This window comes from Roseinatronobacter alkalisoli, from assembly GCF_028745735.1.
GTDB classification, from domain to species: domain Bacteria; phylum Pseudomonadota; class Alphaproteobacteria; order Rhodobacterales; family Rhodobacteraceae; genus Roseinatronobacter; species Roseinatronobacter alkalisoli.
Window position 1 is genome coordinate 142,160 of record NZ_JAQZSM010000001.1, and the last position, 21,629, is coordinate 163,788.

Here is a 21,629-nt window from a genome sequence, read left to right on the forward strand (position 1 = left end):
CATGGAAGGCTTTACGATTATCGACGGCGGCGTTGCAGTCGTTATCATCGTTTCCGGCATTCTGGCCTATTCGCGCGGCTTCATGCGCGAAGCGATGGCGATTCTGGGCTGGGTTGCCGCAGCCGTGCTGGCCTATGTTCTGGCACCGGCAGTGCAGCCATTGGTGCGTGAAATCCCGTTTGTCGGCAATTTTCTGGGGGACAGTTGTGAACTGGCGGTGATTGCGGCGTTTGCGGTGGTTTTTGCGGTGGCGCTGCTGCTGGCATCACTGTTCACGCCATTGTTTTCATCTTTCGTGCGGAATTCGGCACTGGGGGGGCTGGATCAGGCGCTGGGCTTTTTGTTCGGTGTGGCGCGGGGGGTGCTGCTGGTGGCCATCGCGCTTCTGGTGTTTGACCGCGCTGTTCCTGCGGGTTCCGTCGAAATGGTGGAAAATTCGCGTTCTGCCGCAGTATTCGGGCAGCTTTCGGGCAATCTGAATGATGCTGTTCCGCATGATGCGCCGAACTGGCTGGTCCAGAAATACGAAGAACTGGTCGCAGTCTGCAACTAAAGGGGGCGTGGTGCCCGTTTCGGTCGGGGCAATGTCGCATCAAGGCGTGACACTGCCCCCCCGATAAGGTAGAGGGTGCGCGACATAGCAGACAGGAGCAAGTGCGCCCATGCTCAGCCATCCATTCGATGATGACAAGCTTCGCGAAGAATGCGGCGTCTTTGGTTGCATCGGGTTGGAAGACGCCGCCAATTTCATCGCTCTGGGCCTTCATGCGTTGCAGCATAGGGGCCAGGAAGCGGGCGGGATCATCACCCATCACCCCGAATCAGGCTTCCATTCCGTACACAGATTCGGCCTTGTGCGTGACAATTTCACGAAAGCCGGCGTTATCGAAGGGTTGCCCGGATCAATCGGAATCGGGCATGTGCGCTATTCCACCGCCGGGTCCAAAGGCGCCACACAGATTCGTGATGTGCAGCCCTTCTTTGGCGAATTTGCCATGGGCGGGGCGGCAATCGCGCATAACGGCAATATCACCAACGCCGAAAGTATCCGTCGCGAGCTGATCGAACGCGGATCCATTTTTCAGTCCAGTTCAGACAGTGAATGCCTGATTCACCTGATGGCGCGGTCGTTCCAGAAAACGATTCCCGAACGGATGAAAGATGCACTGCGCCGGGCCGAAGGTGCATTTTCCATCGTCGCCATGACCCGCACCAAACTGATTGGTGTGCGCGACCCGCTGGGTGTGCGCCCGCTGGTTCTGGGCCGGTTGGCGCAGGGCTGGGTTCTGGCATCGGAAACCTGTGCGCTGGATATTATCGGCGCGGAATTCATACGCGAAATCGACCCCGGAGAAATGGTTGTCATCAGCCCCAAAGGCGTCGAAAGCATGCGTCCCTTCGCGATGAAGAAATCGCGGTTCTGTATCTTTGAACATGTCTATTTCTCGCGCCCTGACAGCGCTTATGGCGGGCGTTCTGTCTATGAAACCCGTCGCCAGATTGGGGTGGAACTGGCGCGCGAAGCCCCGGTTGATGCTGATCTGGTCTGCCCTGTGCCCGATAGCGGCACGCCCGCTGCGATTGGTTTCAGTCAGGAATCGGGCATTCCCTTTGCGTTGGGGATCACGCGCAACCAGTATATGGGGCGCACCTTTATTGAGCCGTCACAGCAGATCCGGTCTATGGGCGTGCGACTGAAGCTGAATGTGAACCGCGCGCTGATCCGCGGCAAACGTATCATTCTGGTGGATGATTCGGTCGTGCGCGGTACCACCAGTCAGAAGATCAAGGAAATGATCATCGACGCAGGCGCGGCAGAAGTGCATTTCCGCATCGCCTCTCCGCCGACGGCATGGCCCTGTTTTTATGGGGTCGATACACCAGAGCGTGACAAGCTGCTGGCCGCGACCATGACCGAAGACGAAATGCGCGACCATATAGGGGTGGATAGTCTTAAATTCGTGTCCCTTGACGGGCTTTACCGTGCCGCAGGCGAAGCGGGTGGGCGTGATGGCGCCAGCCCCCAGTATTGCGACGCGTGTTTTTCAGGCGAGTATCCGGTTGCACCGCATGACATGATCGAACGCGGATTTCTGCCCAAAGCGGCAGAATGACGGAACCTGTCCAGTTCCGGCCGCATCATTTCCTGTGCGCGCTGGGGTTTCAGGGCAAGGGCTATTCCGACAGGTTCACCCGGAACATGGCTGATATAGTTGCTCAACTGCGTGCGCCTGATGGCGGGAACACGCTGATAGAGGTGACAGGGGTGGCTGACAGTATCTGCGCCCCTTGCCCCCACCGGCGCGGCCAATCCTGTGTCAAGGCTGATCAGATTGCCGCCCTCGACAACCGGCATGCGCAGGCCTTGGGGTTGCGGGCCGGGCAGCGCCTGACATGGGCTGAGGCGCAATCGCGTGTCCGCGCCCATGTCCCGCCGGGGTCATTGCGCGAGTTATGCGCAGGGTGTCAGTGGCTGGAATTTGGCTTATGCGAAGCCGGGCTTTCCGCGTTGCATAAGGACCAATAAAAAAGGCGGGCACATGGCCCGCCTTTCGTGTTTTCGTGTGATGTGGCCTTAGCCCATGCGGGATTTCAGTGCAGCCCATGCGCCTGTTGCGATCAGGGCGGCCACAGCGGATTTCACGACGCCACCAAGCTGGAAGGGCAGCGCGCCAGCCATGAAGGCACCTTCAAGGTCAAGCGGTGTGATGAACCACAGCCACAGAACGCCCGGAACAAATAGCAGCAAGGCGGGAATCAGCGCGGCAAGGAACAGGCGCATGAATCCGTGGTTCATGCCGCGTTCCACCAGCAGGCCGGTCAGCCATGCCATGGCAACAAACCCCACCAGAAAGCCGCCCGTCGGGCCAACCAGATGCACAGCACCCGCAGCACCACCTGCAAAGACCGGGAACCCGATCGCGCCCTGCGCCAGATAGGTCACCAGCGTCGCCGCCGCCAGACGGGAACCATAGGTCAGACCGATAAGCGAAATCGCCAGTGTCTGCAGCGTCATCGGTACCGGGAACATCGGTACACTGACCTGGGCCGACATGGCCACCAGAACCGAACCAAGCAGAACCATCGCCACCTTGCGTGCAATGGTGTCATTGCCGCCAAGTGCCGTTACCAATGGTGTAGTATGAGCCATGATGGACCCCTCTTGTTTGCAAACCGTTGCGCTTGGTTATGCTGAAACTTGACCGGCAAGGCAAGCGGCGCAATCGGCCTGAACGTTATTTCATGCGGCTTTGGCCTTGCCGGCGGGGTGAAAGCCCCTTGCATGGTGCTGTCAAGTGCCGTATGGCCCGTTTTGTCTTTCCACGAGCAATGGAACCGGTGCAGCTCTCGTAGGTGGGGGTGGAAAGATGGCCTGCCTTTTGAAATGCACCACATACATGATTGGAGATCGCATGCCGCTATACGAGCATGTCATGATCGCGCGTCAGGATCTGTCGAATACACAGGCCGAAGCGCTGATCGAACATTTTGGCGCCGTCCTGGCCGACAATGGCGGGAAACTCGTGGAACACGAGTATTGGGGCGTCAAGACGATGGCCTACAAGATCAACAAGAACCGCAAAGGGCATTATGCCTTCCTGCGCACCGATGCGCCTGCAACTGCCGTGCAGGAAATGGAGCGTCTGATGCGCCTGCATGATGACGTGATGCGGGTTCTGACAGTCAAGGTCGAAGCCCATGAAGAAGGGCCTTCTGCCCAGATGCAGAAACGTGACGAGCGCGAACCGCGTCGTCGTGCGTCCTGATCCAGTAGGAGTATAAGACATGGCTGCAAAACCATTTTTCCGCCGTCGCAAAGTGTGCCCCTTCTCGGGTGAGAATTCGCCCAAGATCGACTACAAGGACACACGTCTGCTTCAGCGCTATATCTCAGAGCGTGGCAAGATCGTGCCATCGCGCATTACCGCCGTTTCCGCGAAGAAACAGCGTGAACTGGCCCGCGCGATCAAGCGCGCCCGCTTCCTGGCGCTTCTGCCTTACGCCGTGAAATAAGGAGAACGGGACATGCAAGTGATCCTTCTTGAACGCGTGGCCAAGCTGGGCCAGATGGGCGACGTGGTAAACGTCAAGCCCGGTTACGCGCGTAACTATCTGCTGCCGCAAGGCAAGGCGCTGCGTGCGTCTGATGACAACATTAAATCCTTCGAGGCCCGCAAGGCGGAACTTGAAGTGCAGAACCTTGAAACCCGCAAGGAAGCACAGGCCGTGGCCGAGCGTCTGGACGGCGAAACCTATGTCGTGATCCGTCAGGCATCTGATGGTGGTGCGCTTTATGGTTCGGTCAGCCCGCGCGATGTGACCGACCTTCTGGGTGAAGCTGGCGTTACGGTTGAACGCCGCCAGATCGTGATTCCGACACCGATCAAATCGCTTGGTCTGCATGCGGCGATGATTTCGCTGCACCCCGAAGTTGAGGCACAGATTCAGCTGAACGTTGCACGTTCGGTTGAAGAAGCTGCGCTTCAGGCATCCGGGAAATCAATTCAGGAACTGGCTGCTGAAGAAGAAGCCGCTGCTGAGTTCGAAATTTCCGAGCTGTTCGATGATATCGGCGCGGCGGGCATGGATGATGATGACCCCCGTGGCGGTGGCGACGATCCGCGCGACGCCTGAACCGGTCGAAACATGATTGATGCGCCCGCTGACAGGTATCAGCGGGCGCATCTGTTTTGAAGGCAGCGCCGGATTTCCTGGCATTGGTGGGCATTCCCGGCAAAGTGTCGCGCATTCCCGCCCGCGCCGCTTGCATTTCCCGCTAAACTCCCTACATATTCGCTTTAATGCAACTGTCAGGCACGCTACGCGTCCGCTGCATCCCGGCCAGCTTTGCCGGGATTCGAGGGGTAATCCATGCAGATCGAAAACCATATTGCAGATGACCTGCTTGACATGCAGGACGAACATTCTGCGGGCATGGCACCGCAGGATATGACCGCGCAGGCGCAGGCCGCATCAAATTTCCTGAAGGCCCTGGCGCATGAAGGGCGGCTGATGATCTTGTGTCATCTGTCCTCGGGCGAGAAATCGGTGACGGAACTGGAGCACCTGTTGCAGTCCCGTCAGGCCGCGGTCAGCCAGCAATTGGCACGTTTGCGTCTGGAAGGGCTGGTGTCATGTCGCCGGGATGGCAAGACCATCTACTATTCGCTGCATGATCAGCGGGCCGCGCGCATTATCGCTGTGGTCTATGAGATGTTCTGCGCCAATCTGGACAAGTGAACACCACACACAGCAGATACGGCAGAAGGCACTGCCCACATATATGATCATTTTACAGTGCGGCCATAGCGTCTGACGCACCGCAATACTGCCTTGTCCCGACTCGCGCAGGCGTCGTTGGGGCGATGAGCAGATGGCGACCCCGGTCAGACGCCTTTTTGCTTCCTGCCTTGCACATATTGTCAGGACAGGGCATTTAATTGCGATCAAATAGCGTAAAGAGCAACGATGAGCCGGATTTGCCAGATAGATATCGATGATTGCGGCCTGCCGACCCCCACACCAGAGGTCGAGCAGGAACGCAAGGTCGCAGTTTTTGACCTGTTGGAAGACAATAGTTTCATTCTGGTCGCCCGCGATGGCAAGATCGCCCCCGCTGGCCCATTTGCCATGAAGCTTGGTATCCGTGACAGGCGGCTTGTTATCGATATCAGGAACGAAACCGGCGCGCAGGTTGGTGAATTGCAGCTTTCACTGGGTCCGTTCCGGCAGGTGGTGAAGGATTATTACCAGATATGCGGCAGCTATTTTGATGCGGTCAAGCACCTGCCGCCCAGCCAGATAGAGGCAATCGACATGGCGCGACGTGGCATTCACAATGAAGGCGCGCGTATCCTGCAAGAGCGGCTTGAAGGCAAGGCAGAGATGGACATAGACACCGCGCGCCGCCTGTTCACCCTGGTTTGTGTTTTGCATTTCGGGGGCTGAATGGCGGGTTGCTTCCCCTCTTCGATATTATTTTGCTGTGACCATAATTCTGTGCGATCACCGATTGCAGAGGGGTTGATGAAGAAGATGTACGGGCAGCGCGCCTATGTGCAGTCCGCAGGCGTCAGAAGCGACCGCGACATTGACGGGTTTTCCATTGCTGTCAGCGCCGAGGATGGCGTGGAACTGGACCGCCATCGTGTACGGTCCTTTGATGAAATGATCGAATGGGGCGATGATCTTGCCGGGTTCGACCTGATCGTTGCGCTGTCGCCCGCCAGCCAACGGCAGGCGCTGGAACTGACGCGCTTTGCCCATATCGATGTGGAATACTGGCCGATCATGGACCCGTCGGGACTGGGTGAAACACGCGAAGCGAAATTGCAGGCCTATCGCCAGACGCGCGACCAGATCAAGGAAAGGCTGCTGGCCCGGTTCGGGCCGCCAACGGAAAGGTAAGACATGAGCCACGAAATCATCAGCCGCTATTTTGAAGCGTTCAACACCGGCGATACCGAAACCATGCTGGCGCTGGTCAGTGATGATGTGGAACATTTCGTCAATCAGGGTGACATGCGCAAGGGCCGCGACCAGTTCGCCGAATTCTGCGCCCATATGGGTGTCAGTTACCGCGAGCAGTTGCGCGACATGGTTATTTTCGTGAATGATCACGGCACCCGCGCGGCTGCGGAATTCACTGTGCATGGTGAATATCTGGAAACCGACCCCGGCCTGCCGGAAGCGCGCGGGCAGCGTTATGTCCTGCCTGCCGGTACGTTCTTCGCACTGAAGGGCGACAAGATTTCCCGCATCACGACCTATTACAACCTGCAGGACTGGATTCGACAGGTCGCTGCATGAATCTGCGATTCCTGTCATTGTCAGGGGCGCAGGCTGGCCCGGTCATTGACGGGCTGGCGGCATTGCGCATCCGGGTATTCCGGGACTGGCCCTATCTGTATGACGGGGATGCGGCGTATGAACGCGCCTATCTGCTGGTCTATGCTGACAATCCGCGCGCGGTCATTGCTGCGGCGTTCGACGGTGAAACGCTGGTCGGGGCCGCTACAGGACTACCGATGGCGGATGCGGACCCGGAATTTGCAGCTGCTTTTGCCGGAAGCGGGCATGATCTGTCGCAGATATTCTATTGCGCCGAATCCGTGTTGCTGCCAGCGTATCGTGGTCAGGGTGCGGGCCACCGCTTTTTTGACCTGCGCGAAACCCATGCGCGCGCCCTTGGCCTGCGTTTCGCGGCGTTTTGCAGCGTTGTGCGCCCTGCTGACCACCCGGCGCGCCCTGCGGCATATACCCCGCTGGACGGGTTCTGGCGCAAACGCGGATATACGCCGCTGAAAGGGATTGTCGCGCAATTCCATTGGCGCGATGTCGGAGAAGATGCTGAGACTGCGAAATCGCTGCAATTCTGGATGAAACAGCTATGAAAATCGCCGCTGCCGCCTATCCGCTGGATTTTCTGCCTGATTGGGCCGCCTATGAAAAGAAGCTGACCGACTGGGTTGGGCAAGGCGCGGCTGAAGGGGCGGACCTGCTGGTTTTCCCCGAATATGGCGCGATGGAACTGGCCAGCCTCGGCGGGGCTGCAGTCGCCGCCGATCTGGAAGCGGCGCTGCATGAAGTCATGGCTCATCAGGCGGCTGTCACTGCATTGCATTGCCAGCTGGCCGCGCAGCATGGCGTGCATATCCTTGGGTCCAGTGGCCCCGCCATGGCGGATGGTCCGCGCCCGGTCAACCGGGCTGTTCTGTATGGTCCCCAAGGTGTGATCGGCCGTCAGGACAAGCAGATCATGACCCGGTTTGAACGTGAAGAATGGGATATCGCGCCGGGGCAGGGGCTGAAAGTGTTTGATACAGTCTTGGGCAAGATCGGTATCATCATCTGTTATGACAGTGAATTCCCGCTGCTGGCGCGCGCATTGGTGGAGGCAGGCGCAGAAATCCTGCTGGCACCTTCCTGCACCGAAACGCTGGCGGGATATACGCGGGTGAAGGTGGGGGCGATGGCCCGCGCGTTGGAAAACCAGTGTGTTACCGTGCATGCGCCGACTGTGGGCCCGGCACCATGGTGCCCGGCCGTGGACATGAACGCCGGGGCCGCCGCCATCTATGGCCCGCCCGATCTGGGTTTCCCGGAAACCGGGATATTGGCGCAAACCGTGCTGAACATGCCCGGCTGGGCCTGCGCGGAAATCGAACCCGCCAGCGTAGCGCGGGTGCGTCGGGAAGGCGCCGTTCTGAACCACGCCCATTGGAATGAGCAGGAAAACCGCCTTTCCGCGGCAATAGAGGTGGTGAAACCGCCATATAGCGCTTGAAAAAGGCCGGAATTGCGATCATTTAAGCGACGCGCAATTCTGCGCTGTCTTTAAGTATGGAGTCACCATGGCCAAGGAAGAACTGCTCGAATTCCCAGGCGTCGTGAAGGAGCTCCTGCCAAATGCGACGTTTCGGGTCGAGCTGGAAAACGGCCATGAGATCAACGCACATATGGCAGGCAAGATGCGCAAGAACCGCATCCGTGTTCTGGTCGGCGACAAGGTTCAGGTTGAAATGACCCCCTATGACCTGACCAAGGGTCGTATCAACTACCGTTTCAAATAAGGCATGCGCCTTATTCTTGGGTCTGCAAGTCCGCGGCGACGCGAAATTCTGGCACAGCTTGGTATTGTGCCGGACGCGATTGTTGCGGCAGATATTGATGAAACACCGCAAGCGCAGGAATTGCCGCGCAGCTATTGCGAGCGCGTGACGCGCGCCAAACTGGATGCGATTGCGTCCGACCCCGACGATATTGTTCTTTGCGCTGATACCACGGTTGCGCTGGGGCGTCGTATCCTTGGCAAACCTGACAATGCGGCCCAGGCGGCAGAATTTCTGGTAAAACTTGCCGGACGGCGGCATTCTGTCATCACATCCGTTGCCTTGCGGCGCGGGGACAGGCATTGGGCGCGCACGCAGGTCACAACGGTCAGGATGAAGCGCTTGTCTGATGACGAACTGAATGGCTATCTTGCGTCCGGCGAATGGCAGGGCAAGGCGGGCGGCTATGCCATTCAGGGGCAGGCAGGCGCGTTCATCCCGTGGATATCGGGATCATTCACAGGCGTCATGGGGTTGCCTGCGGTCGAAACGGCAACCCTGTTGCGCGCAGCGGGCTATCAGATGGATGTTACGGCATGAAGGGCAGTGTTATCGCGCTTGACCATATCCACGGCAAGGAAGCTGCCGCGCTGATGGTGGATGGCCAGCTGGATGATGTGCTGATCGCGCTTCCGGATGATGTTCTGGCCCCCGAAACCATTTTGCGCGGCAAGTTGGGACGCCCGGTAAAAGGGCTTGGCGGGGCATTTGTTGACTTGCCGGACGGGCAGCGCGGGTTTTTGCGCCAGACAAAGGGGTTACGCCCCGGTGATCCGGTTCTGGTGCAGGTGACAGGTCTTGCTGAACAGGGCAAGGCGATCCCGGTGACGACACGGCTGCTGTTCAAAAGTCGCTATGCCATTGTCACACCGGATGCGCCGGGTCTGAACATCTCGCGGCAGATTGATGATGAAGATTTGCGCGCTGCGCTGGCAGAGGTAGCAAAGGATGCAATGTCAGGCGCAGATGCGGGGCTGGGCCTTATCCTGCGGTCTGCCTGCGCCACAGTGGATGATGATGAGATAGCGCAGGATATCGCGCAGATACGCACGCTTGCGGAACACGTGCTGGCAGATCAAGCAGGTTCGCCGGAATGTCTGGTGGCAGCGCCCGGTCCGCATATTTCTGCGTGGCGCGACTGGGCCTTGCCTGACACGCTGGACGACACCGTAGGCAGCTTTCAGCGCCATAACGTGACAGAGGCCATAGACAGCCTGCGCGCCCCGCATGTGCCGTTGCCGGGTGGCGCGCATATGCAGATAGAAACCACCAGCGCTTTCGTCGCTGTGGATGTGAATACCGGCCCCGATACCAGCCCCGCCGCTGGTCTGAAGGCCAATATCGCAACTGTGCGGGAACTGCCGCGTCAATTGCGCCTGCGTGGGCTGGGGGGGCAGGTGATCATTGATTTCGCACCATGCGCCAAGAAGGACCGGCAGGTTCTTGAACAATCCTTGCGGGCGGCATTCCGGCGTGACGGGCGTGATACAGTGATGGCTGGCTGGACCCCGCTTGGCAATTATGAACTGACGCGCAAACGCGACCGGGTGGCGCTGACGGCGTGCCTGTGATGCGCTGCCCGGTCTGCAAACAAGCGACAGTTCCTGCGTTCAGGCCCTTCTGCTCGCAGCGCTGTGCGGATATCGATCTGGGGCGCTGGTTGCGTGAAGAATATTCAATTCCCGGCCCAGATGCCGATATTGACGCGGATATCGAAGAGAAACCCTAGCGCGCTTACCCACGTCAGAGTGGGGGCGTATTATACAAGCGGCATATCCCGCCATTCAAAGGCTGAACTGACGCCAGAAAACCGGCTGACCTGCGGTGTGGGTCACGTGCGGGTTTTGTGCCGCGTCTGTGGAAACCCCAATCGCAGCTTCAGACCGCAACGACCCGCGAACGGGTGTTGCAGCTGATCTGATCGCGCCTTGGCTGCAGCCGCCCCCTTCCGGCGCTGGATAAGGAACCGCGGCTGTTTGGCTGCGCGGGAACCGTTGCTGGCGCAGATGCGGCATTCCGCCTTGTGCCAGAGTTGCGCAACAATGCCGGGCATCGCGCAAATTAAATCCCGCAGGCTGCATTTGTCATAATCCCGTTACATCCGCTCCGTATTCAGCCGTTGTTTCCAACTGTCCCCCCGGGGACACAAAACAAAGGAGCGTATTGATGCGCACATCCTTCACCCTTTCCGTTGCCGCCTCTGCGCTGGCCCTGACCGCTGGCATGGCCAATGCACAGAATGTCGATCCGAGCCTGCCCACATACGAGGCCGCCTCGGGTGTGTCGGGGAACCTGACATCGATCGGGTCGGACACGCTCAACAACCTGATGACGCTGTGGTCCGAAGGTTTCCGCAGCTTCTATCCGAACGTTGCCGTTCAGGTTCAGGGCGCTGGTTCGGGCACAGCCCCGCCCGCTCTGGTCGAAGGCACTGCACAGTTCGGCCCGATGTCGCGCGCTATGCGCGGCTCGGAAATTGAAGAATTCGAAGCCCGCTACGGCTACCCGCCCATCCCGATGCGCGGCGCGATTGACGCCATTGGTGTGTTTGTTCACCGCGACAATCCAGTGACCTGCCTGTCGTTGCAGGAAGTCGATGCGATCTTCTCATCCACGCGCGCAGGCGGTGCAGATGCGCCGATCACGACATGGGGTGAAGTTGGCGCGACCGGTGAATGGGCAGACCGCCCGATTGCCACCTATGGCCGCAACTCCGCTTCGGGTACCTATGGCTACTTCAAGGATGTGGCGCTGTTCGGCGGCGATTACAGCCCCGAAGTGCGCGAGCAGCCAGGTTCCTCGACTGTGATTCAGGGCGTTGCCGCTGATATCGGCGGTATCGGCTATTCGGGTGTTGGCTACGGCACAGCAGATGTGCGCGCGCTGGAAATCCGCGGTGATGATGGCAATTGCTATTCCACCGATGATGCACCGGAAGGCACCTATCCCATCGCCCGTTTCCTGTATGTTTACATGAACGTCGATCCCAATGCCGAAATGGAACCGCTGCGCGCTGAATTCGTGCGCTACGTCTACAGCCAGCAAGGCCAGAACGACGTTGTGCGCGCTGGCTTCTTCCCTGTGACGGCTCGCATTGCAGACATGGATCTGGAAGCTTTCGGCCTGAAATAAGGTTCTGACCTGCACGGGTGGGGCGGCATTGGCTGCCCTACCCATTTTTTGTTTTCAACGTGATGGACACGCAACATGAGCGATATGGCCCCCACCACCAGCGAACGCGGCATGGCGGCAAAGCGCCGGCGCATGACCACCCGGTCCAGCGTGGTTCTTGGCGAAAAACTGGCGGGCGGCATTATTACAGTCGGCGGGTTGATGGTGATTGTTGCGGTTCTGGGGATCATGGTGTTCCTGTTTCGCGTTGTCGCCCCCTTGATGACCGGCAGCGAACTTGACGGGAATGTCCGTCACCAGCTGGACCTGCCCGGCGCGGTTGTGTGGGTCAACAGCGATGAATTCCAGACCCTTGGTGTTCTGGTTGACACAACGGGCACTGCGCTGACCTTCCATGTGCCCAGCGGCACAGAAGTTGCGCGCACGGAACTGGATTTCAACGGGGCGCAGGTGACATCGGTTGCCGGTACACTGGAACGCGACCGCGTGGCGTTCGGTTTTGACGACGGGACAGTACGCTTTTCGACTGTCGGATTTTCCAGCACCGCCACCGCACGTTCGCGTATGCCCACCGGACTGACCCGGATTGACGCGCGCGACCAGATGCTGGATGGCTTTGTTTATACGCGCGTCGGGACCGGCGATTACCGCACCAATTCCAGCGTGATTGAACTGACCTCGGTCGAACAGGTTTCAGACCAGCCGATTATCGCGATTGATTACCGTGTTGGCGGCACGGTCGAGCGGCCGACCATTGCCTTCGCAACAGTGGATGCAAGCGGTCAGGTCCGTGTCAGCCAGTCGCGTGTGCAGATCAACATGATGACCGGGCAGGAAACGGTTTCAACCACCACAACCGACTTGCCCCCACTGGGCATTGGCGCGGATGAAACGATCACAGGCATCATGATGTCAGGCACAGGTGATCGTGCGATTGTGGCAACCGATGCCGGGTTTATTTACCGCTATGACCTGCGCAACATGGATGCGCCGTCCATGGCAGAACGCCGCCGCGTTGCTGACCAGGGCGTCGGTGTGACATCGCTGAGTTTCCTGACCGCCGAGGACGCGCTTGTCGTGGGCATGGATGATGGCGGTATTGCCGTCTGGTTCCGGCTGCAAACTGGCACCAGCGCCACCACAGACGGGCGTGAAATGGTGCGCGCACGGGTGCATGCCCCAATGCCAGCCGCGGTTACCGACCTGTCTGAATCGCAGCGTTCGAAGGAATTTGTTGCCACTGACGCGGCTGGAAATGTCTGGGTGTATCATTCCACCTCTGATCAGGTGTTGTTCCGACTGGAACGCAGCGGCGATCTGACCGCCGACGCGCGGGCGATGCTGTTCCCGCGCGCTGACGGGGTGTTGCTGGTCAATGACACTGCCGAATTCGAGGCGTGGCAATACACCCAGAAACACCCCGAAGTGACCCTGAAAGTGCTGTTCGGCAAAATCTGGTACGAAGGCTATGGCCAGCCCGCATATATCTGGCAGTCCACCGCAGGGACGGATTTGTCGGAACCCAAATATTCACTGGTTCCGTTGATTTTCGGCACGTTCAAGGCCGCATTTTACGCCATGATCTTTGCGGTGCCGATCGCGCTTATGGCGGCGATCTATACGTCTGAATTCGTGGACAAGCGCGTGCGCGGCACCGTCAAGCCAATGATGGAGATGATGGAATCCCTGCCGACTGTGGTTCTGGGCTTCATCGCGGCGCTGGTGCTGGCACCCCTGGTCGAGGAATGGATCGGCGCGGTGCTGCTGGGCTTCTTCGCGCTGCCCATGGGGCTGATGATCGGCGCTTTTGCGTGGCAGACATTGCCTGCGCAGACGGCGTTGAAATACGATGGCTTTCCGAAATTCGTGCTGATGGGCCTGTCGATCCTGATCACCGCATGGGTGGCTGCGCAACTTGGCGCGTCACTGGAACGTGTGCTGTTCTACGGCGATTTCAAGCAATGGACGACAGGGCGCATCGGCACAGGAACACCCTTCATGTTCCTGATTCTGCTGCCGCTGTCGTATTTCGTGACCGCATGGGGGTTTCGCAAGCAGTTCGGGCATCATTACCGCGACCTGATCGCCGGGATGGACCGGTCACGGGCAGGGATGGTGGATGCAGGGCGCTGGCTGGCGCTGCTGCTGGTCGCGATGGTGCTGTCCATCCTTGTTGCGCTGGGCCTGACCGCTATCGGCTATGACCCGCGCGGGTCGCTCATTGACAGCTATCAGCAACGCAATGCGCTTGTTGTCGGGTTCATCATGGCCTTTGCGGTGATCCCCAACATCTACACGCTGGCCGAAGACGCGCTGAATGCCGTGCCTGGCCATCTGCGTTCGGCGTCGTTGGCCTGTGGGGCGACGCCGTGGCAAACCGCGCGCTGGGTGGTGTTGCCGACTGCGGCATCCGGTGTGTTTTCGGCGGTGATGATGGGGATGGGGCGCGCTGTGGGGGAAACCATGATTGTGGTCATGGCCGCAGGCAACACGCCCATCATGGAATGGAACATCTTTTCGGGCTTGCGCACCTTGTCGGCCAATATCGCCATCGAACTGCCCGAGGCGGTGAAAGACGGCACCAATTACCGCGTGTTGTTCCTTGCTGCGCTGACGCTGTTCATCATGACCTTCATCATCAATACCGGCGCGGAATTGATCCGCCAGCGCTTCCGCAAGCGCGCCTTCAATCTGTAATTTCGGGGCTTGGGGACAGACATGACGAGCTTGAATGAACAACAGCCACCTGCCTCCGGCGCTGCTGGCGTGGCCGCTGTCGCGGCGCGCGCGGCGGTGAAACCGCGCAATCGCAGGCGCTATTCGGCCGATCTTTCGGCGCTTGGTGAACCCGCACTCTGGGGGTTCGGGGGGGCACTCGCGTTGGGGATCATCCTGATCGCCGGGTTCCTGATGATTGTCCTTTATAATGGCGCAACAACCTTCTGGCCAAAGCCAATTGACCGCGTGGAACTGACCGATGGCAGCGTAATTGCCGGGGTTGAACGGCGCGGCGCGATTTTCCGCCCCGATCTGCCGCGCCTGACCGAAGACCAGCGTGCCGAGGTCACTGAAAATGACGGTTTTGCCTATCGGACACTGTATCAGACCGCCAATTTTGACCTTTATGGCGATGATTTCCAATGGGTTGCGGATTATGAAACCGCCAATGTCACCCAGCCTGCGGATTTCTATTATTTTGAACGCCAGGTCTGGGGCGTTTTTGTCGGGCGCATTGCCAGCATGACCATTGACGGTCAGGAAATGGACTATAACCCGGCGGTCATGCACCGCGAACAGCGCGCGGCGCGTGCGCGGTTTCAGGAAATCCGCAATCTGGAGCGCCGCGAAATCGGCGCGCTGAACTACCAGATAGAGCGTGAGCGCCTGAACCAACGCCGAGCAGTCCTGCGTATGGGCGAAGAGGCGGCGGCGGCAACAGTGACCGCATCGCAGATGCGGATTGCCGAATTGCAGGCTGAATTTCAGGATTTGCAACAAAGGGTTAATGAAATCCGCGCCATAGACCGGCGTTATACTGTTACGCTGGAAGAAGTTGGCGGTCGCCAGATCACCCCGGAGATGAGCCAGATCGTGCGCTATTTCCCGGCCAACACGCTGAATATTGCTGACAAGCTGGGCATCTATATCTCGCGCTGGTGGGAATTTGTTTCAACCGAACCGCGCGAAGCCAATACGCAGGGCGGCGTTCTGCCTGCTATCTTCGGCACAGTGGCAATGACATTGCTGATGGTCATCTTTGTCGCCCCCTTCGGTGTGATAACGGCGCTTTACCTGCGCGAATATGCCAAACAGGGGCGGATCACCTCGATTGTTCGCATATCCGTCAACAATCTGGCCGGTGTGCCCAGCATTGTTTACGGGGTCTTCGGTCTGGGCTTTTTCGCCTATACCATGGGCGGCACGATTGACCAGCTATTCTATCCCGAAAACCTGCCCAACCCGACTTTCGGCAAGGGCGGTATCCTTTGGGCCTCGTTGACGCTGGCGTTGCTGACTGTGCCGGTGGTGATTGTCGCCACGGAAGAAGCGTTGGCGGCTGTTCCGCGGTCCATGCGCGAAGGGTCGCTGGCCTGTGGCGCGTCAAAATGGCAGACCATCCGCTATGTCGTTCTGCCCAAGGCGCTGCCGGGCATCATGACCGGTATGATTCTGGCCATGGCGCGGGGCGCGGGCGAAGTGGCGCCCCTGATGCTGGTAGGGGTTGTGAAACTGGCACCTGCCCTGCCTATCGACGCGTTTTACCCCTTCATCCACCTTGATCGCAGCTTCATGCATCTGGGCTTTCATATCTTTGATGTGGGCTTCCAGTCGCGCAATTCGGAAGCCGGCAAGCCGATGGTGTTTGTCACCACGCTGCTGCTGCTGGCGCTGATTGTCACAATGAACGCAACGGCCATCATTATCCGCAATCGCCTGAAGCGCAAATACGCAACCGGCCAGTTCTGAGGTTAGAGACATGTCCGATATCATCGAATTCGAACCGACCGCCTATCATGTCAAGAATAGCCCCGAAGGCCCGGCGCTTGATATCAGCGATTTCAACTTGTGGTATGGCGAAAGCCAGGCCTTGTTTGACTGCAATCTGGAAATCCAGAAAGGACAGGTCACGGCGCTGATCGGGCCATCTGGCTGCGGTAAATCCACGCTTCTGCGCTGCCTGAACCGGATGAACGATCTTGTTGACGGGTTGCGCATCCGGGGCAGGATCACGGTTGACGGCTTCGACATCTATGCCAAGGGTGTTGATGTGATTGCGCTGCGCAAACGTATGGGCATGGTGTTTCAGAAACCCAACCCCTTTGCGATGTCGATCTATGACAACATCACTTATCCCCTGCGTGTGGATGGTGTGACGAAGAAATCCATTCTGGATGAAACAGTTGAACATGCCCTGAAACAGGCCGCATTGTGGAACGAGGCGAAGGACCGGCTGAACGACAGCGCCCTTGGCCTGTCCGGTGGTCAGCAACAGCGCCTTTGCATTGCGCGCGCGGTCGCGTCGGACCCGGAAGTGCTGCTGATGGATGAACCCTGTTCGGCACTGGACCCGATTGCCACAGCGCGCATCGAGGAGTTGATCGAAGAACTGAAAGGCACCTACACGATTGTCATGGTCACGCATTCGATGGCACAGGCGGCGCGCGTGTCGGACAATACTGCGTTCATGTATCTGGGGCGGCTGATCGAATACGGGGACACTGACACCATTTTCACCAACCCCCAGAAGTCGCGCACCAATGATTATGTGACCGGCCGTTTTGGATGATCCGGTCATGCATAGCGCGGCTATTTCGCGGCTGATAGCGGCCCTTCCTCAGCCGGTGCTTCTGATTGATATGGCGGGTTTCGTACAGCGCGCGAACCCACCCGCGCTGGAACTGTTCGGGGCGCATATTGTTGACGCGCAGATCCGCGCGCATCTGCGTCAGCCTGATGTCACGGCGATGCTGGAACGGGTGCTGGCCGGCGCTGCGGATGGCAATGCGACTTTCAACGCCAGTGCGGGCAGCCGCGAGACGGTCTGGCGCGTTATGGCACGCCATGCGGATGCACAGACAATCGTTCTGTCGCTGGGCGATATTTCGGATATCGAGGCGGCAGAGGCCCAGCGGCGCGATTTTGTGGCAAATGTCAGCCATGAACTGCGTTCGCCCCTGACAGTGCTTTCAGGCTTCATTGAGACATTGCAAGGCCCGGCGGGCGACGACCCGGTGGCCCGGTCGGAGTTTCTGGGCATCATGGCTGAACAGTCGGCGCGCATGACAGGGCTGGTAGCTGATCTGCTGTCGCTCAGCCGGGTCGAAGCGGCGGAGAAGATAAGACCACGCACGCCTGTATCCATCGACATGGTGCTTAAGGCCACGCTGGCGGCGCTGCGCCCGCAGACAGACGCGGCGCAGGTGCAGATAACCTATGCTGTGGCCGCTGACCTGCCTGACATTCCGGGCGATTATGACCAGCTTGTACAGGTTTTTCACAACCTGATCGAGAATGGCCTGAAATATGGCAGTGGTGGCGGGCGGCTTGATATTTCGGCGCAACAACTGGCGGCTATGCCCGGATTTGACGGGCCTGTACTGCGCGTCAGCATTCGCGATTTCGGGGAAGGGATCGATCCGGTCCACATCCCGCGTCTGACCGAGCGTTTCTACCGTGTCGATAAGGCCCGGTCGCGTGACAGTGGGGGGACAGGGCTTGGTCTGGCGATTGTGAAACATATCCTCAGCCGCCATCGGGGTCGGCTGAGCATCCGGTCAACCCAGGGTGAAGGCGCGGCATTCGACGCTTTGCTTCCCTGCAACTAGCGGCGCGGTATCATCAGGCCGGTCGGGGCTGCTGTTGTCGCGCGCTGCATCCGCGATGACCACCATTTGCGCAGTTGACCCGCTGCCGGGGTAGGGTGGCCCATTGCCGTTTTGTGGCCGCATGCCGCCGCGTTATGGCGATACTGCTGGCCATGTGGATACCGTCCGCGATGTTACGGGCGTGCGCTGGTTGCTGGCAATGCGTGTTCCGTGGACTTTCGCGATTCCCGCCCGCTGACGATTGACGCGAAAAGACACAGTTGTGGCGGGCTTCGCTGCGCTGCGGCGGTTTTCTCCCTTTTTGGGTTGCGCAGGATGCATCTTTTCGCATACCACCCGCGCAAATAGCATGGACCCGGTGCAAGTCCGGGTGGCTCTTCCGGCCGCTGATCCGCCGGATAACCTGAACAAACACCATGAAATGCAGATGTGCTGCCATAGCCGCTGCCGGTCAGGAATTTATGACATGATTTCACTTGATGCTTACCGCGCGCAGTGGTTTGGCAATGTGCGCGGCGATCTGATTGCCGGGCTGGTTGTCGCGCTGGCGCTTATCCCCGAAGCGATTGCCTTTTCCATCATTGCGGGGGTGGACCCGAAGGTCGGGCTTTATGCCAGCTTTTCCATTGCGGTGCTGATCGCCTTTACCGGCGGCAGGCCCGGCATGATTTCGGCAGCCACAGCGGCGACAGCCGTGCTGATGGTAACGCTGGTGCGCGATTACGGGCTGGAATACCTGCTGGCCGCCACGGTGCTGGCGGGCCTGTTGCAGATTGGTGCCGGGATTTTCAAGCTTGGCTTTGTCATGCGCTATGTGTCGAAATCGGTGATGACCGGGTTTGTGAACGCGCTGGCCATCCTGATCTTTATTGCGCAACTGCCCGAACTGGACCCGCGAGAGGTGTCCTGGATTACCTATGTTCTGGTGGCCGCAGGGCTTGGCATCATCTATGGCCTGCCCATGTTGACCAAGGCGATTCCGTCGCCCCTGGTGACAATCGTGGTGCTGACGATAGTGGCCATCGTACTGGGGCTGGACGTGCGCACAGTGGGGGATATGGGCGAATTGCCCGACACGCTGCCGGTATTCCTGATTCCGAATATTCCGCTGACCTTTGAAACGCTGATGATCATCCTGCCCTATTCCATGGCGATTGCGGTCGTGGGGTTGCTGGAAAGCCTGATGACGCAGAATATCGTCGATGACCTGACCGACACGCGTTCGGACCGCAATCAGGAATGTATTGGTCAGGGCATTTCCAACACGGCGACCGGCTTCATCGGGGGTATGGCGGGCTGTGCGATGATCGGGCAGAGCATCATCAACGTGAAATCCGGCGGGCGCGGGCGCCTGTCGTGTTTTGCCGCAGGTGTCTATTTGCTGTTCCTGATCCTTGTGCTGGGCGATCTGGTGAAACAGATCCCCATGGCAGCGCTGGTGGCGGTGATGATCATGGTGTCGATCGGGACATTTTCCTGGTCGTCGATCAAGGCGTTGAAGGTGCATCCGCGGTCCAGTTCCATTGTGATGATCGCGACCGTGGTAACCGTGGTTTACACGCATAACCTTGCGATTGGTGTGCTGGTGGGCGTGCTGCTGTCGGGCATTTTCTTCGCGGGCAAGATCGCGCAACTGTTCACGATGCGCAGCACGATTTCCAAGGATGGCAGCGAACGCACCTATATCCTTGAAGGTCAGTTGTTCTATGGCTCGGTCGAGGATTTCATGGATGCGTTCGACTTCCGCGAAGCACTGGACCGCGTTGTCATTGATGTCAGCCGTGCGCATATCTGGGATATTTCTTCCGTTCAGGCGCTGGATATGGCAATCCTTAAATTCCGCCGTGACGGGGCCGAGGTTGAAGTCATCGGCATGAATGAAGCCACCGAAACCATCGTTGACAAGCTTGCCATCCATGACAAGCCGGGCGCGATGGACAAGCTGATGTCGCATTGAGGGGGAACCGGGCATGACCGAACAACCACAGAAAATCGTGGCCCTTATCGATGGGTCCATCTATTCGGCCAGTGTTTGCGAACATGCGGCATGGATTTCGCAGCGCACCGGTGCCCCGGTTGAATTGCTGCATGTGCTGGGTCGCCGTGAAGCACCGGACAAGACAGATCTGTCCGGTTCCATCAAGCTGGGCGCGCGCACAGCGCTGCTGGAAGAACTGGCGGAACTGGATGCACAGCGCGCAAAGCTGATCAGTCACAGGGGCCGCGCCATTCTGGAAGATGCGCGTGCCATTCTGGACAAGGCCGGTGTCAGCGAAATTACCACCCGCCTGCGTCAGGGTGATGTGGTTGAAACCGTCAGCGAAGTTGAAAAAGATGCCCGCGTTGTGATGGTCGGCAAACGCGGTGAGGCGGCTGATTTCGCCAAGGGCCATCTGGGGTCCAACCTTGAACGTATCATCCGCGCCAGCACCAGACCTGTTTTCGTTGCATCGCGCGCGTTCAAGCCCATCTCGAAAGTGCTGGTGGCCTATGATGGCGGTACATCGGCGATGAAGGCGGTGGACCATATTGCCCGCAGCCCGCTGTTTCAGGGGCTTGCGGTGCATGTTGTGACTGTTGGCACGGCAACAGCCGAGGCGAAGAAAGGGCTGGAGGACGCGAAAGCGCTGTTGAAGGCTGCAGGCATAGACGCGGAAACATCTGTCATTGCGGGCCAGCCTGAAACCGCGCTTGGCAAACTGGTGGACGAGGCGCAGTTTGATTTACTGGTCATGGGGGCTTACGGCCATTCGCGCATCCGCAGCCTGATCATCGGGTCCACGACCACTGAAATGATCCGCTCCTGCAAAGTGCCTGTTGTGCTGATGCGCTGATGCGCCAATGACAAAAGCCGCCCCGGACAGGGCGGCTTTCCGTCAGATGATCCTGCAATTCGCTGTTGGCATTGTCACCCGCTGGACAGATTTCCACCTGTATCCCGGTCGGCGTGGTGCCGGGACAGATCCCTGAACACCGCCATCTGGCTGGCACCGCCAAGATCGGGATGACAGCCCGCGATGTTGCAATAGCTGACATCATAGCCAGACGCTTTGGCAACCCGGTCGCCCCATTTGCGAAACTGCACCCGCGGCCATTCAAACCGATGATCGGGGTGGCGGAACCTGTGCCGGGGCACCCCCAGCAGCGTATTGAATTCTGCGTTCGGGGTTGTGACCACCACCATACGCGGCCGCATCTGTCCGAATACGGTGCGTTCAAGCTGCGACAGTTTCGACGGGTCAAGATGTTCGATCGTTTCGATCAGCACAGCGCAATCAAAGCCCGTAAGCGCGGGGTGTGCTTCGGTCATGGACCCGATGCGCAACTCGACGCTGGCCGCCGTCGGGGGCATTTTCGCCAACCTGTGTTCAAGGCGTGCCAGTGATGCCGTGCATATATCGATCCCGACAAGTTGCGTGATCGCGGGGTGCGCGGCCAGCCGGACAAACAGGTCACCATCCCCGCAACCAAGGTCAAGCACGGTGCGCGCACCTGCTTTTGCAACGACATCAAAAGCCGCTTCCAGCCGTTGTTCATGCATCCAGGTGGTCACGGATTG

At 58.9% G+C, this 21,629-nt stretch carries 25 protein-coding genes and 1 other annotated feature; of the genes, 23 read left to right on the forward strand and 2 right to left on the reverse strand.

Features of this window, described 5'->3' with window-relative positions; translation table 11 throughout:
- The first annotated feature begins 1 nt into the window (after position 1).
- The 3 genes from PUT78_RS00750 (at position 2) to PUT78_RS00760 (ending at position 2,527) form a co-directional block, all read left to right on the forward strand.
- Positions 2 to 553, forward strand: coding sequence for a CvpA family protein (locus tag PUT78_RS00750; RefSeq protein WP_274350083.1), 552 nt, complete (start codon positions 2 to 4; stop codon positions 551 to 553).
- 109 nt (positions 554 to 662) lie between these two features.
- Positions 663 to 2,114, forward strand: a complete 1,452-nt coding sequence (gene purF, locus PUT78_RS00755; protein ID WP_274350084.1) for an amidophosphoribosyltransferase — start codon at positions 663 to 665, stop codon at positions 2,112 to 2,114.
- Positions 2,111 to 2,527, forward strand: a complete 417-nt coding sequence (locus tag PUT78_RS00760; RefSeq protein WP_274350086.1) for a DUF1284 domain-containing protein — start codon at positions 2,111 to 2,113, stop codon at positions 2,525 to 2,527. Before purF ends, PUT78_RS00760 begins: the two co-directional genes overlap by 4 nt.
- 48 nt (positions 2,528 to 2,575) lie before the next feature.
- Here the strand turns inward: PUT78_RS00760 and PUT78_RS00765 are convergent, their stop codons facing one another.
- Complete coding sequence (locus PUT78_RS00765; protein ID WP_274350087.1) at positions 2,576 to 3,151, reverse strand: biotin transporter BioY; 576 nt, start codon at positions 3,149 to 3,151, stop codon at positions 2,576 to 2,578.
- Between the two features lie 262 nt (positions 3,152 to 3,413).
- On the opposite strand from PUT78_RS00765, the gene rpsF reads away from it, so the two are divergent.
- The 20 genes from rpsF to PUT78_RS00865 all read left to right on the forward strand — a co-directional run bounded on the left by rpsF (position 3,414) and on the right by PUT78_RS00865 (position 20,904).
- Positions 3,414 to 3,767 carry a 30S ribosomal protein S6 gene (gene rpsF, locus PUT78_RS00770; protein ID WP_274350088.1) on the forward strand — a complete coding sequence of 118 codons (354 nt, stop codon included), beginning with the start codon at positions 3,414 to 3,416 and terminating at the stop codon, positions 3,765 to 3,767.
- A 19-nt stretch (positions 3,768 to 3,786) separates the two neighbouring features.
- Positions 3,787 to 4,014 (forward strand): 30S ribosomal protein S18, encoded by a 228-nt coding sequence (gene rpsR / locus PUT78_RS00775; protein ID WP_263714540.1) that lies wholly within the window; start codon positions 3,787 to 3,789, stop codon positions 4,012 to 4,014.
- A 12-nt stretch (positions 4,015 to 4,026) separates the two neighbouring features.
- Positions 4,027 to 4,635 (forward strand): 50S ribosomal protein L9, encoded by a 609-nt coding sequence (gene rplI / locus PUT78_RS00780; RefSeq protein ID WP_274350090.1) that lies wholly within the window; start codon positions 4,027 to 4,029, stop codon positions 4,633 to 4,635.
- Between the two features lie 276 nt (positions 4,636 to 4,911).
- Complete coding sequence (locus PUT78_RS00785; protein WP_274350464.1) at positions 4,912 to 5,241, forward strand: ArsR/SmtB family transcription factor; 330 nt, start codon at positions 4,912 to 4,914, stop codon at positions 5,239 to 5,241.
- A 228-nt stretch (positions 5,242 to 5,469) separates the two neighbouring features.
- Entirely contained in the window at positions 5,470 to 5,949 is a 480-nt protein-coding gene (locus PUT78_RS00790; RefSeq protein WP_274350092.1) for a UPF0262 family protein, read from the forward strand.
- On the forward strand, positions 5,950 to 6,408 hold the full coding sequence (locus PUT78_RS00795; RefSeq protein WP_274350094.1) for an arsenate-mycothiol transferase ArsC: 459 nt from the start codon (positions 5,950 to 5,952) through the stop codon (positions 6,406 to 6,408).
- Between the two features lie 3 nt (positions 6,409 to 6,411).
- Positions 6,412 to 6,810: a ketosteroid isomerase-related protein gene (locus PUT78_RS00800; protein ID WP_274350095.1), complete on the forward strand. Its 399-nt coding sequence runs from the start codon at positions 6,412 to 6,414 to the stop codon at positions 6,808 to 6,810.
- Positions 6,807 to 7,394 carry a GNAT family N-acetyltransferase gene (locus tag PUT78_RS00805; RefSeq protein WP_274350096.1) on the forward strand — a complete coding sequence of 196 codons (588 nt, stop codon included), beginning with the start codon at positions 6,807 to 6,809 and terminating at the stop codon, positions 7,392 to 7,394. The genes PUT78_RS00800 and PUT78_RS00805 overlap by 4 nt, the downstream gene beginning before the upstream one ends.
- The gene (locus tag PUT78_RS00810) at positions 7,391 to 8,287 is read left to right on the forward strand and encodes a carbon-nitrogen hydrolase family protein (protein WP_274350097.1); all 897 of its coding nucleotides are present in this window, start codon (positions 7,391 to 7,393) and stop codon (positions 8,285 to 8,287) included. The genes PUT78_RS00805 and PUT78_RS00810 overlap by 4 nt, the downstream gene beginning before the upstream one ends.
- 67 nt (positions 8,288 to 8,354) lie before the next feature.
- Positions 8,355 to 8,573, forward strand: coding sequence for a translation initiation factor IF-1 (gene infA, locus PUT78_RS00815; protein WP_071470354.1), 219 nt, complete (start codon positions 8,355 to 8,357; stop codon positions 8,571 to 8,573).
- A gap of 3 nt (positions 8,574 to 8,576) precedes the next feature.
- Positions 8,577 to 9,152 carry a Maf family protein gene (locus PUT78_RS00820; protein WP_274350098.1) on the forward strand — a complete coding sequence of 192 codons (576 nt, stop codon included), beginning with the start codon at positions 8,577 to 8,579 and terminating at the stop codon, positions 9,150 to 9,152.
- Entirely contained in the window at positions 9,149 to 10,183 is a 1,035-nt protein-coding gene (locus PUT78_RS00825) for a ribonuclease E/G (RefSeq protein ID WP_274350099.1), read from the forward strand. Before PUT78_RS00820 ends, PUT78_RS00825 begins: the two co-directional genes overlap by 4 nt.
- Positions 10,183 to 10,341, forward strand: a complete 159-nt coding sequence (locus tag PUT78_RS00830; RefSeq protein WP_274350100.1) for a DNA gyrase inhibitor YacG — start codon at positions 10,183 to 10,185, stop codon at positions 10,339 to 10,341. Before PUT78_RS00825 ends, PUT78_RS00830 begins: the two co-directional genes overlap by 1 nt.
- A gap of 437 nt (positions 10,342 to 10,778) precedes the next feature.
- Positions 10,779 to 11,744 carry a PstS family phosphate ABC transporter substrate-binding protein gene (locus PUT78_RS00835; RefSeq protein ID WP_274350101.1) on the forward strand — a complete coding sequence of 322 codons (966 nt, stop codon included), beginning with the start codon at positions 10,779 to 10,781 and terminating at the stop codon, positions 11,742 to 11,744.
- 75 nt (positions 11,745 to 11,819) lie between these two features.
- A complete protein-coding gene (locus tag PUT78_RS00840; RefSeq protein WP_274350102.1) occupies positions 11,820 to 14,441 on the forward strand; it encodes an ABC transporter permease subunit in 2,622 nt (873 codons plus the stop codon).
- A gap of 21 nt (positions 14,442 to 14,462) precedes the next feature.
- Complete coding sequence (gene pstA, locus PUT78_RS00845) at positions 14,463 to 16,211, forward strand: phosphate ABC transporter permease PstA (RefSeq protein ID WP_274350103.1); 1,749 nt, start codon at positions 14,463 to 14,465, stop codon at positions 16,209 to 16,211.
- A 10-nt stretch (positions 16,212 to 16,221) separates the two neighbouring features.
- The gene (pstB, locus tag PUT78_RS00850) at positions 16,222 to 17,031 is read left to right on the forward strand and encodes a phosphate ABC transporter ATP-binding protein PstB (protein ID WP_274350104.1); all 810 of its coding nucleotides are present in this window, start codon (positions 16,222 to 16,224) and stop codon (positions 17,029 to 17,031) included.
- 7 nt (positions 17,032 to 17,038) lie between these two features.
- Positions 17,039 to 18,070 (forward strand): ATP-binding protein, encoded by a 1,032-nt coding sequence (locus tag PUT78_RS00855; protein WP_274350105.1) that lies wholly within the window; start codon positions 17,039 to 17,041, stop codon positions 18,068 to 18,070.
- 348 nt (positions 18,071 to 18,418) lie between these two features.
- Positions 18,419 to 18,474: a sequence feature (sul1 is cis-regulatory element that is thought to sense ions involved in sulfur or methionine metabolism; They are found in Alphaproteobacteria), on the forward strand.
- 62 nt (positions 18,475 to 18,536) lie between these two features.
- Positions 18,537 to 20,027 (forward strand): SulP family inorganic anion transporter, encoded by a 1,491-nt coding sequence (locus tag PUT78_RS00860; RefSeq protein WP_274350106.1) that lies wholly within the window; start codon positions 18,537 to 18,539, stop codon positions 20,025 to 20,027.
- Positions 20,028 to 20,040: 13 nt separating this feature from the next.
- Positions 20,041 to 20,904, forward strand: a complete 864-nt coding sequence (locus tag PUT78_RS00865) for a universal stress protein (RefSeq protein WP_274350107.1) — start codon at positions 20,041 to 20,043, stop codon at positions 20,902 to 20,904.
- Between the two features lie 74 nt (positions 20,905 to 20,978).
- On the opposite strand, the gene PUT78_RS00870 is transcribed toward PUT78_RS00865, so the two are convergent.
- Positions 20,979 to 21,623 carry a methyltransferase domain-containing protein gene (locus PUT78_RS00870; RefSeq protein WP_274350108.1) on the reverse strand — a complete coding sequence of 215 codons (645 nt, stop codon included), beginning with the start codon at positions 21,621 to 21,623 and terminating at the stop codon, positions 20,979 to 20,981.
- Between the last annotated feature and the right edge of the window lie 6 nt (positions 21,624 to 21,629).

Bases quoted from the DNA above. Each gene is read 5' to 3' on its own strand.
- PUT78_RS00750 (WP_274350083.1), top strand. From the start codon at position 2: ATGGAAGGCTTTACGATTATCGACGGCGGCGTTGCAGTCGTTATCATC.
- purF (WP_274350084.1), top strand. From the start codon at position 663: ATGCTCAGCCATCCATTCGATGATGACAAGCTTCGCGAAGAATGCGGC.
- PUT78_RS00760 (WP_274350086.1), top strand. From the start codon at position 2,111: ATGACGGAACCTGTCCAGTTCCGGCCGCATCATTTCCTGTGCGCGCTG.
- PUT78_RS00765 (WP_274350087.1), bottom strand. From the start codon at position 3,151: ATGGCTCATACTACACCATTGGTAACGGCACTTGGCGGCAATGACACC.
- rpsF (WP_274350088.1), top strand. From the start codon at position 3,414: ATGCCGCTATACGAGCATGTCATGATCGCGCGTCAGGATCTGTCGAAT.
- rpsR (WP_263714540.1), top strand. From the start codon at position 3,787: ATGGCTGCAAAACCATTTTTCCGCCGTCGCAAAGTGTGCCCCTTCTCG.
- rplI (WP_274350090.1), top strand. From the start codon at position 4,027: ATGCAAGTGATCCTTCTTGAACGCGTGGCCAAGCTGGGCCAGATGGGC.
- PUT78_RS00785 (WP_274350464.1), top strand. From the start codon at position 4,912: ATGCAGGACGAACATTCTGCGGGCATGGCACCGCAGGATATGACCGCG.
- PUT78_RS00790 (WP_274350092.1), top strand. From the start codon at position 5,470: ATGAGCCGGATTTGCCAGATAGATATCGATGATTGCGGCCTGCCGACC.
- PUT78_RS00795 (WP_274350094.1), top strand. From the start codon at position 5,950: ATGGCGGGTTGCTTCCCCTCTTCGATATTATTTTGCTGTGACCATAAT.
- PUT78_RS00800 (WP_274350095.1), top strand. From the start codon at position 6,412: ATGAGCCACGAAATCATCAGCCGCTATTTTGAAGCGTTCAACACCGGC.
- PUT78_RS00805 (WP_274350096.1), top strand. From the start codon at position 6,807: ATGAATCTGCGATTCCTGTCATTGTCAGGGGCGCAGGCTGGCCCGGTC.
- PUT78_RS00810 (WP_274350097.1), top strand. From the start codon at position 7,391: ATGAAAATCGCCGCTGCCGCCTATCCGCTGGATTTTCTGCCTGATTGG.
- infA (WP_071470354.1), top strand. From the start codon at position 8,355: ATGGCCAAGGAAGAACTGCTCGAATTCCCAGGCGTCGTGAAGGAGCTC.
- PUT78_RS00820 (WP_274350098.1), top strand. From the start codon at position 8,577: ATGCGCCTTATTCTTGGGTCTGCAAGTCCGCGGCGACGCGAAATTCTG.
- PUT78_RS00825 (WP_274350099.1), top strand. From the start codon at position 9,149: ATGAAGGGCAGTGTTATCGCGCTTGACCATATCCACGGCAAGGAAGCT.
- PUT78_RS00830 (WP_274350100.1), top strand. From the start codon at position 10,183: ATGCGCTGCCCGGTCTGCAAACAAGCGACAGTTCCTGCGTTCAGGCCC.
- PUT78_RS00835 (WP_274350101.1), top strand. From the start codon at position 10,779: ATGCGCACATCCTTCACCCTTTCCGTTGCCGCCTCTGCGCTGGCCCTG.
- PUT78_RS00840 (WP_274350102.1), top strand. From the start codon at position 11,820: ATGAGCGATATGGCCCCCACCACCAGCGAACGCGGCATGGCGGCAAAG.
- pstA (WP_274350103.1), top strand. From the start codon at position 14,463: ATGACGAGCTTGAATGAACAACAGCCACCTGCCTCCGGCGCTGCTGGC.
- pstB (WP_274350104.1), top strand. From the start codon at position 16,222: ATGTCCGATATCATCGAATTCGAACCGACCGCCTATCATGTCAAGAAT.
- PUT78_RS00855 (WP_274350105.1), top strand. From the start codon at position 17,039: ATGCATAGCGCGGCTATTTCGCGGCTGATAGCGGCCCTTCCTCAGCCG.
- PUT78_RS00860 (WP_274350106.1), top strand. From the start codon at position 18,537: ATGATTTCACTTGATGCTTACCGCGCGCAGTGGTTTGGCAATGTGCGC.
- PUT78_RS00865 (WP_274350107.1), top strand. From the start codon at position 20,041: ATGACCGAACAACCACAGAAAATCGTGGCCCTTATCGATGGGTCCATC.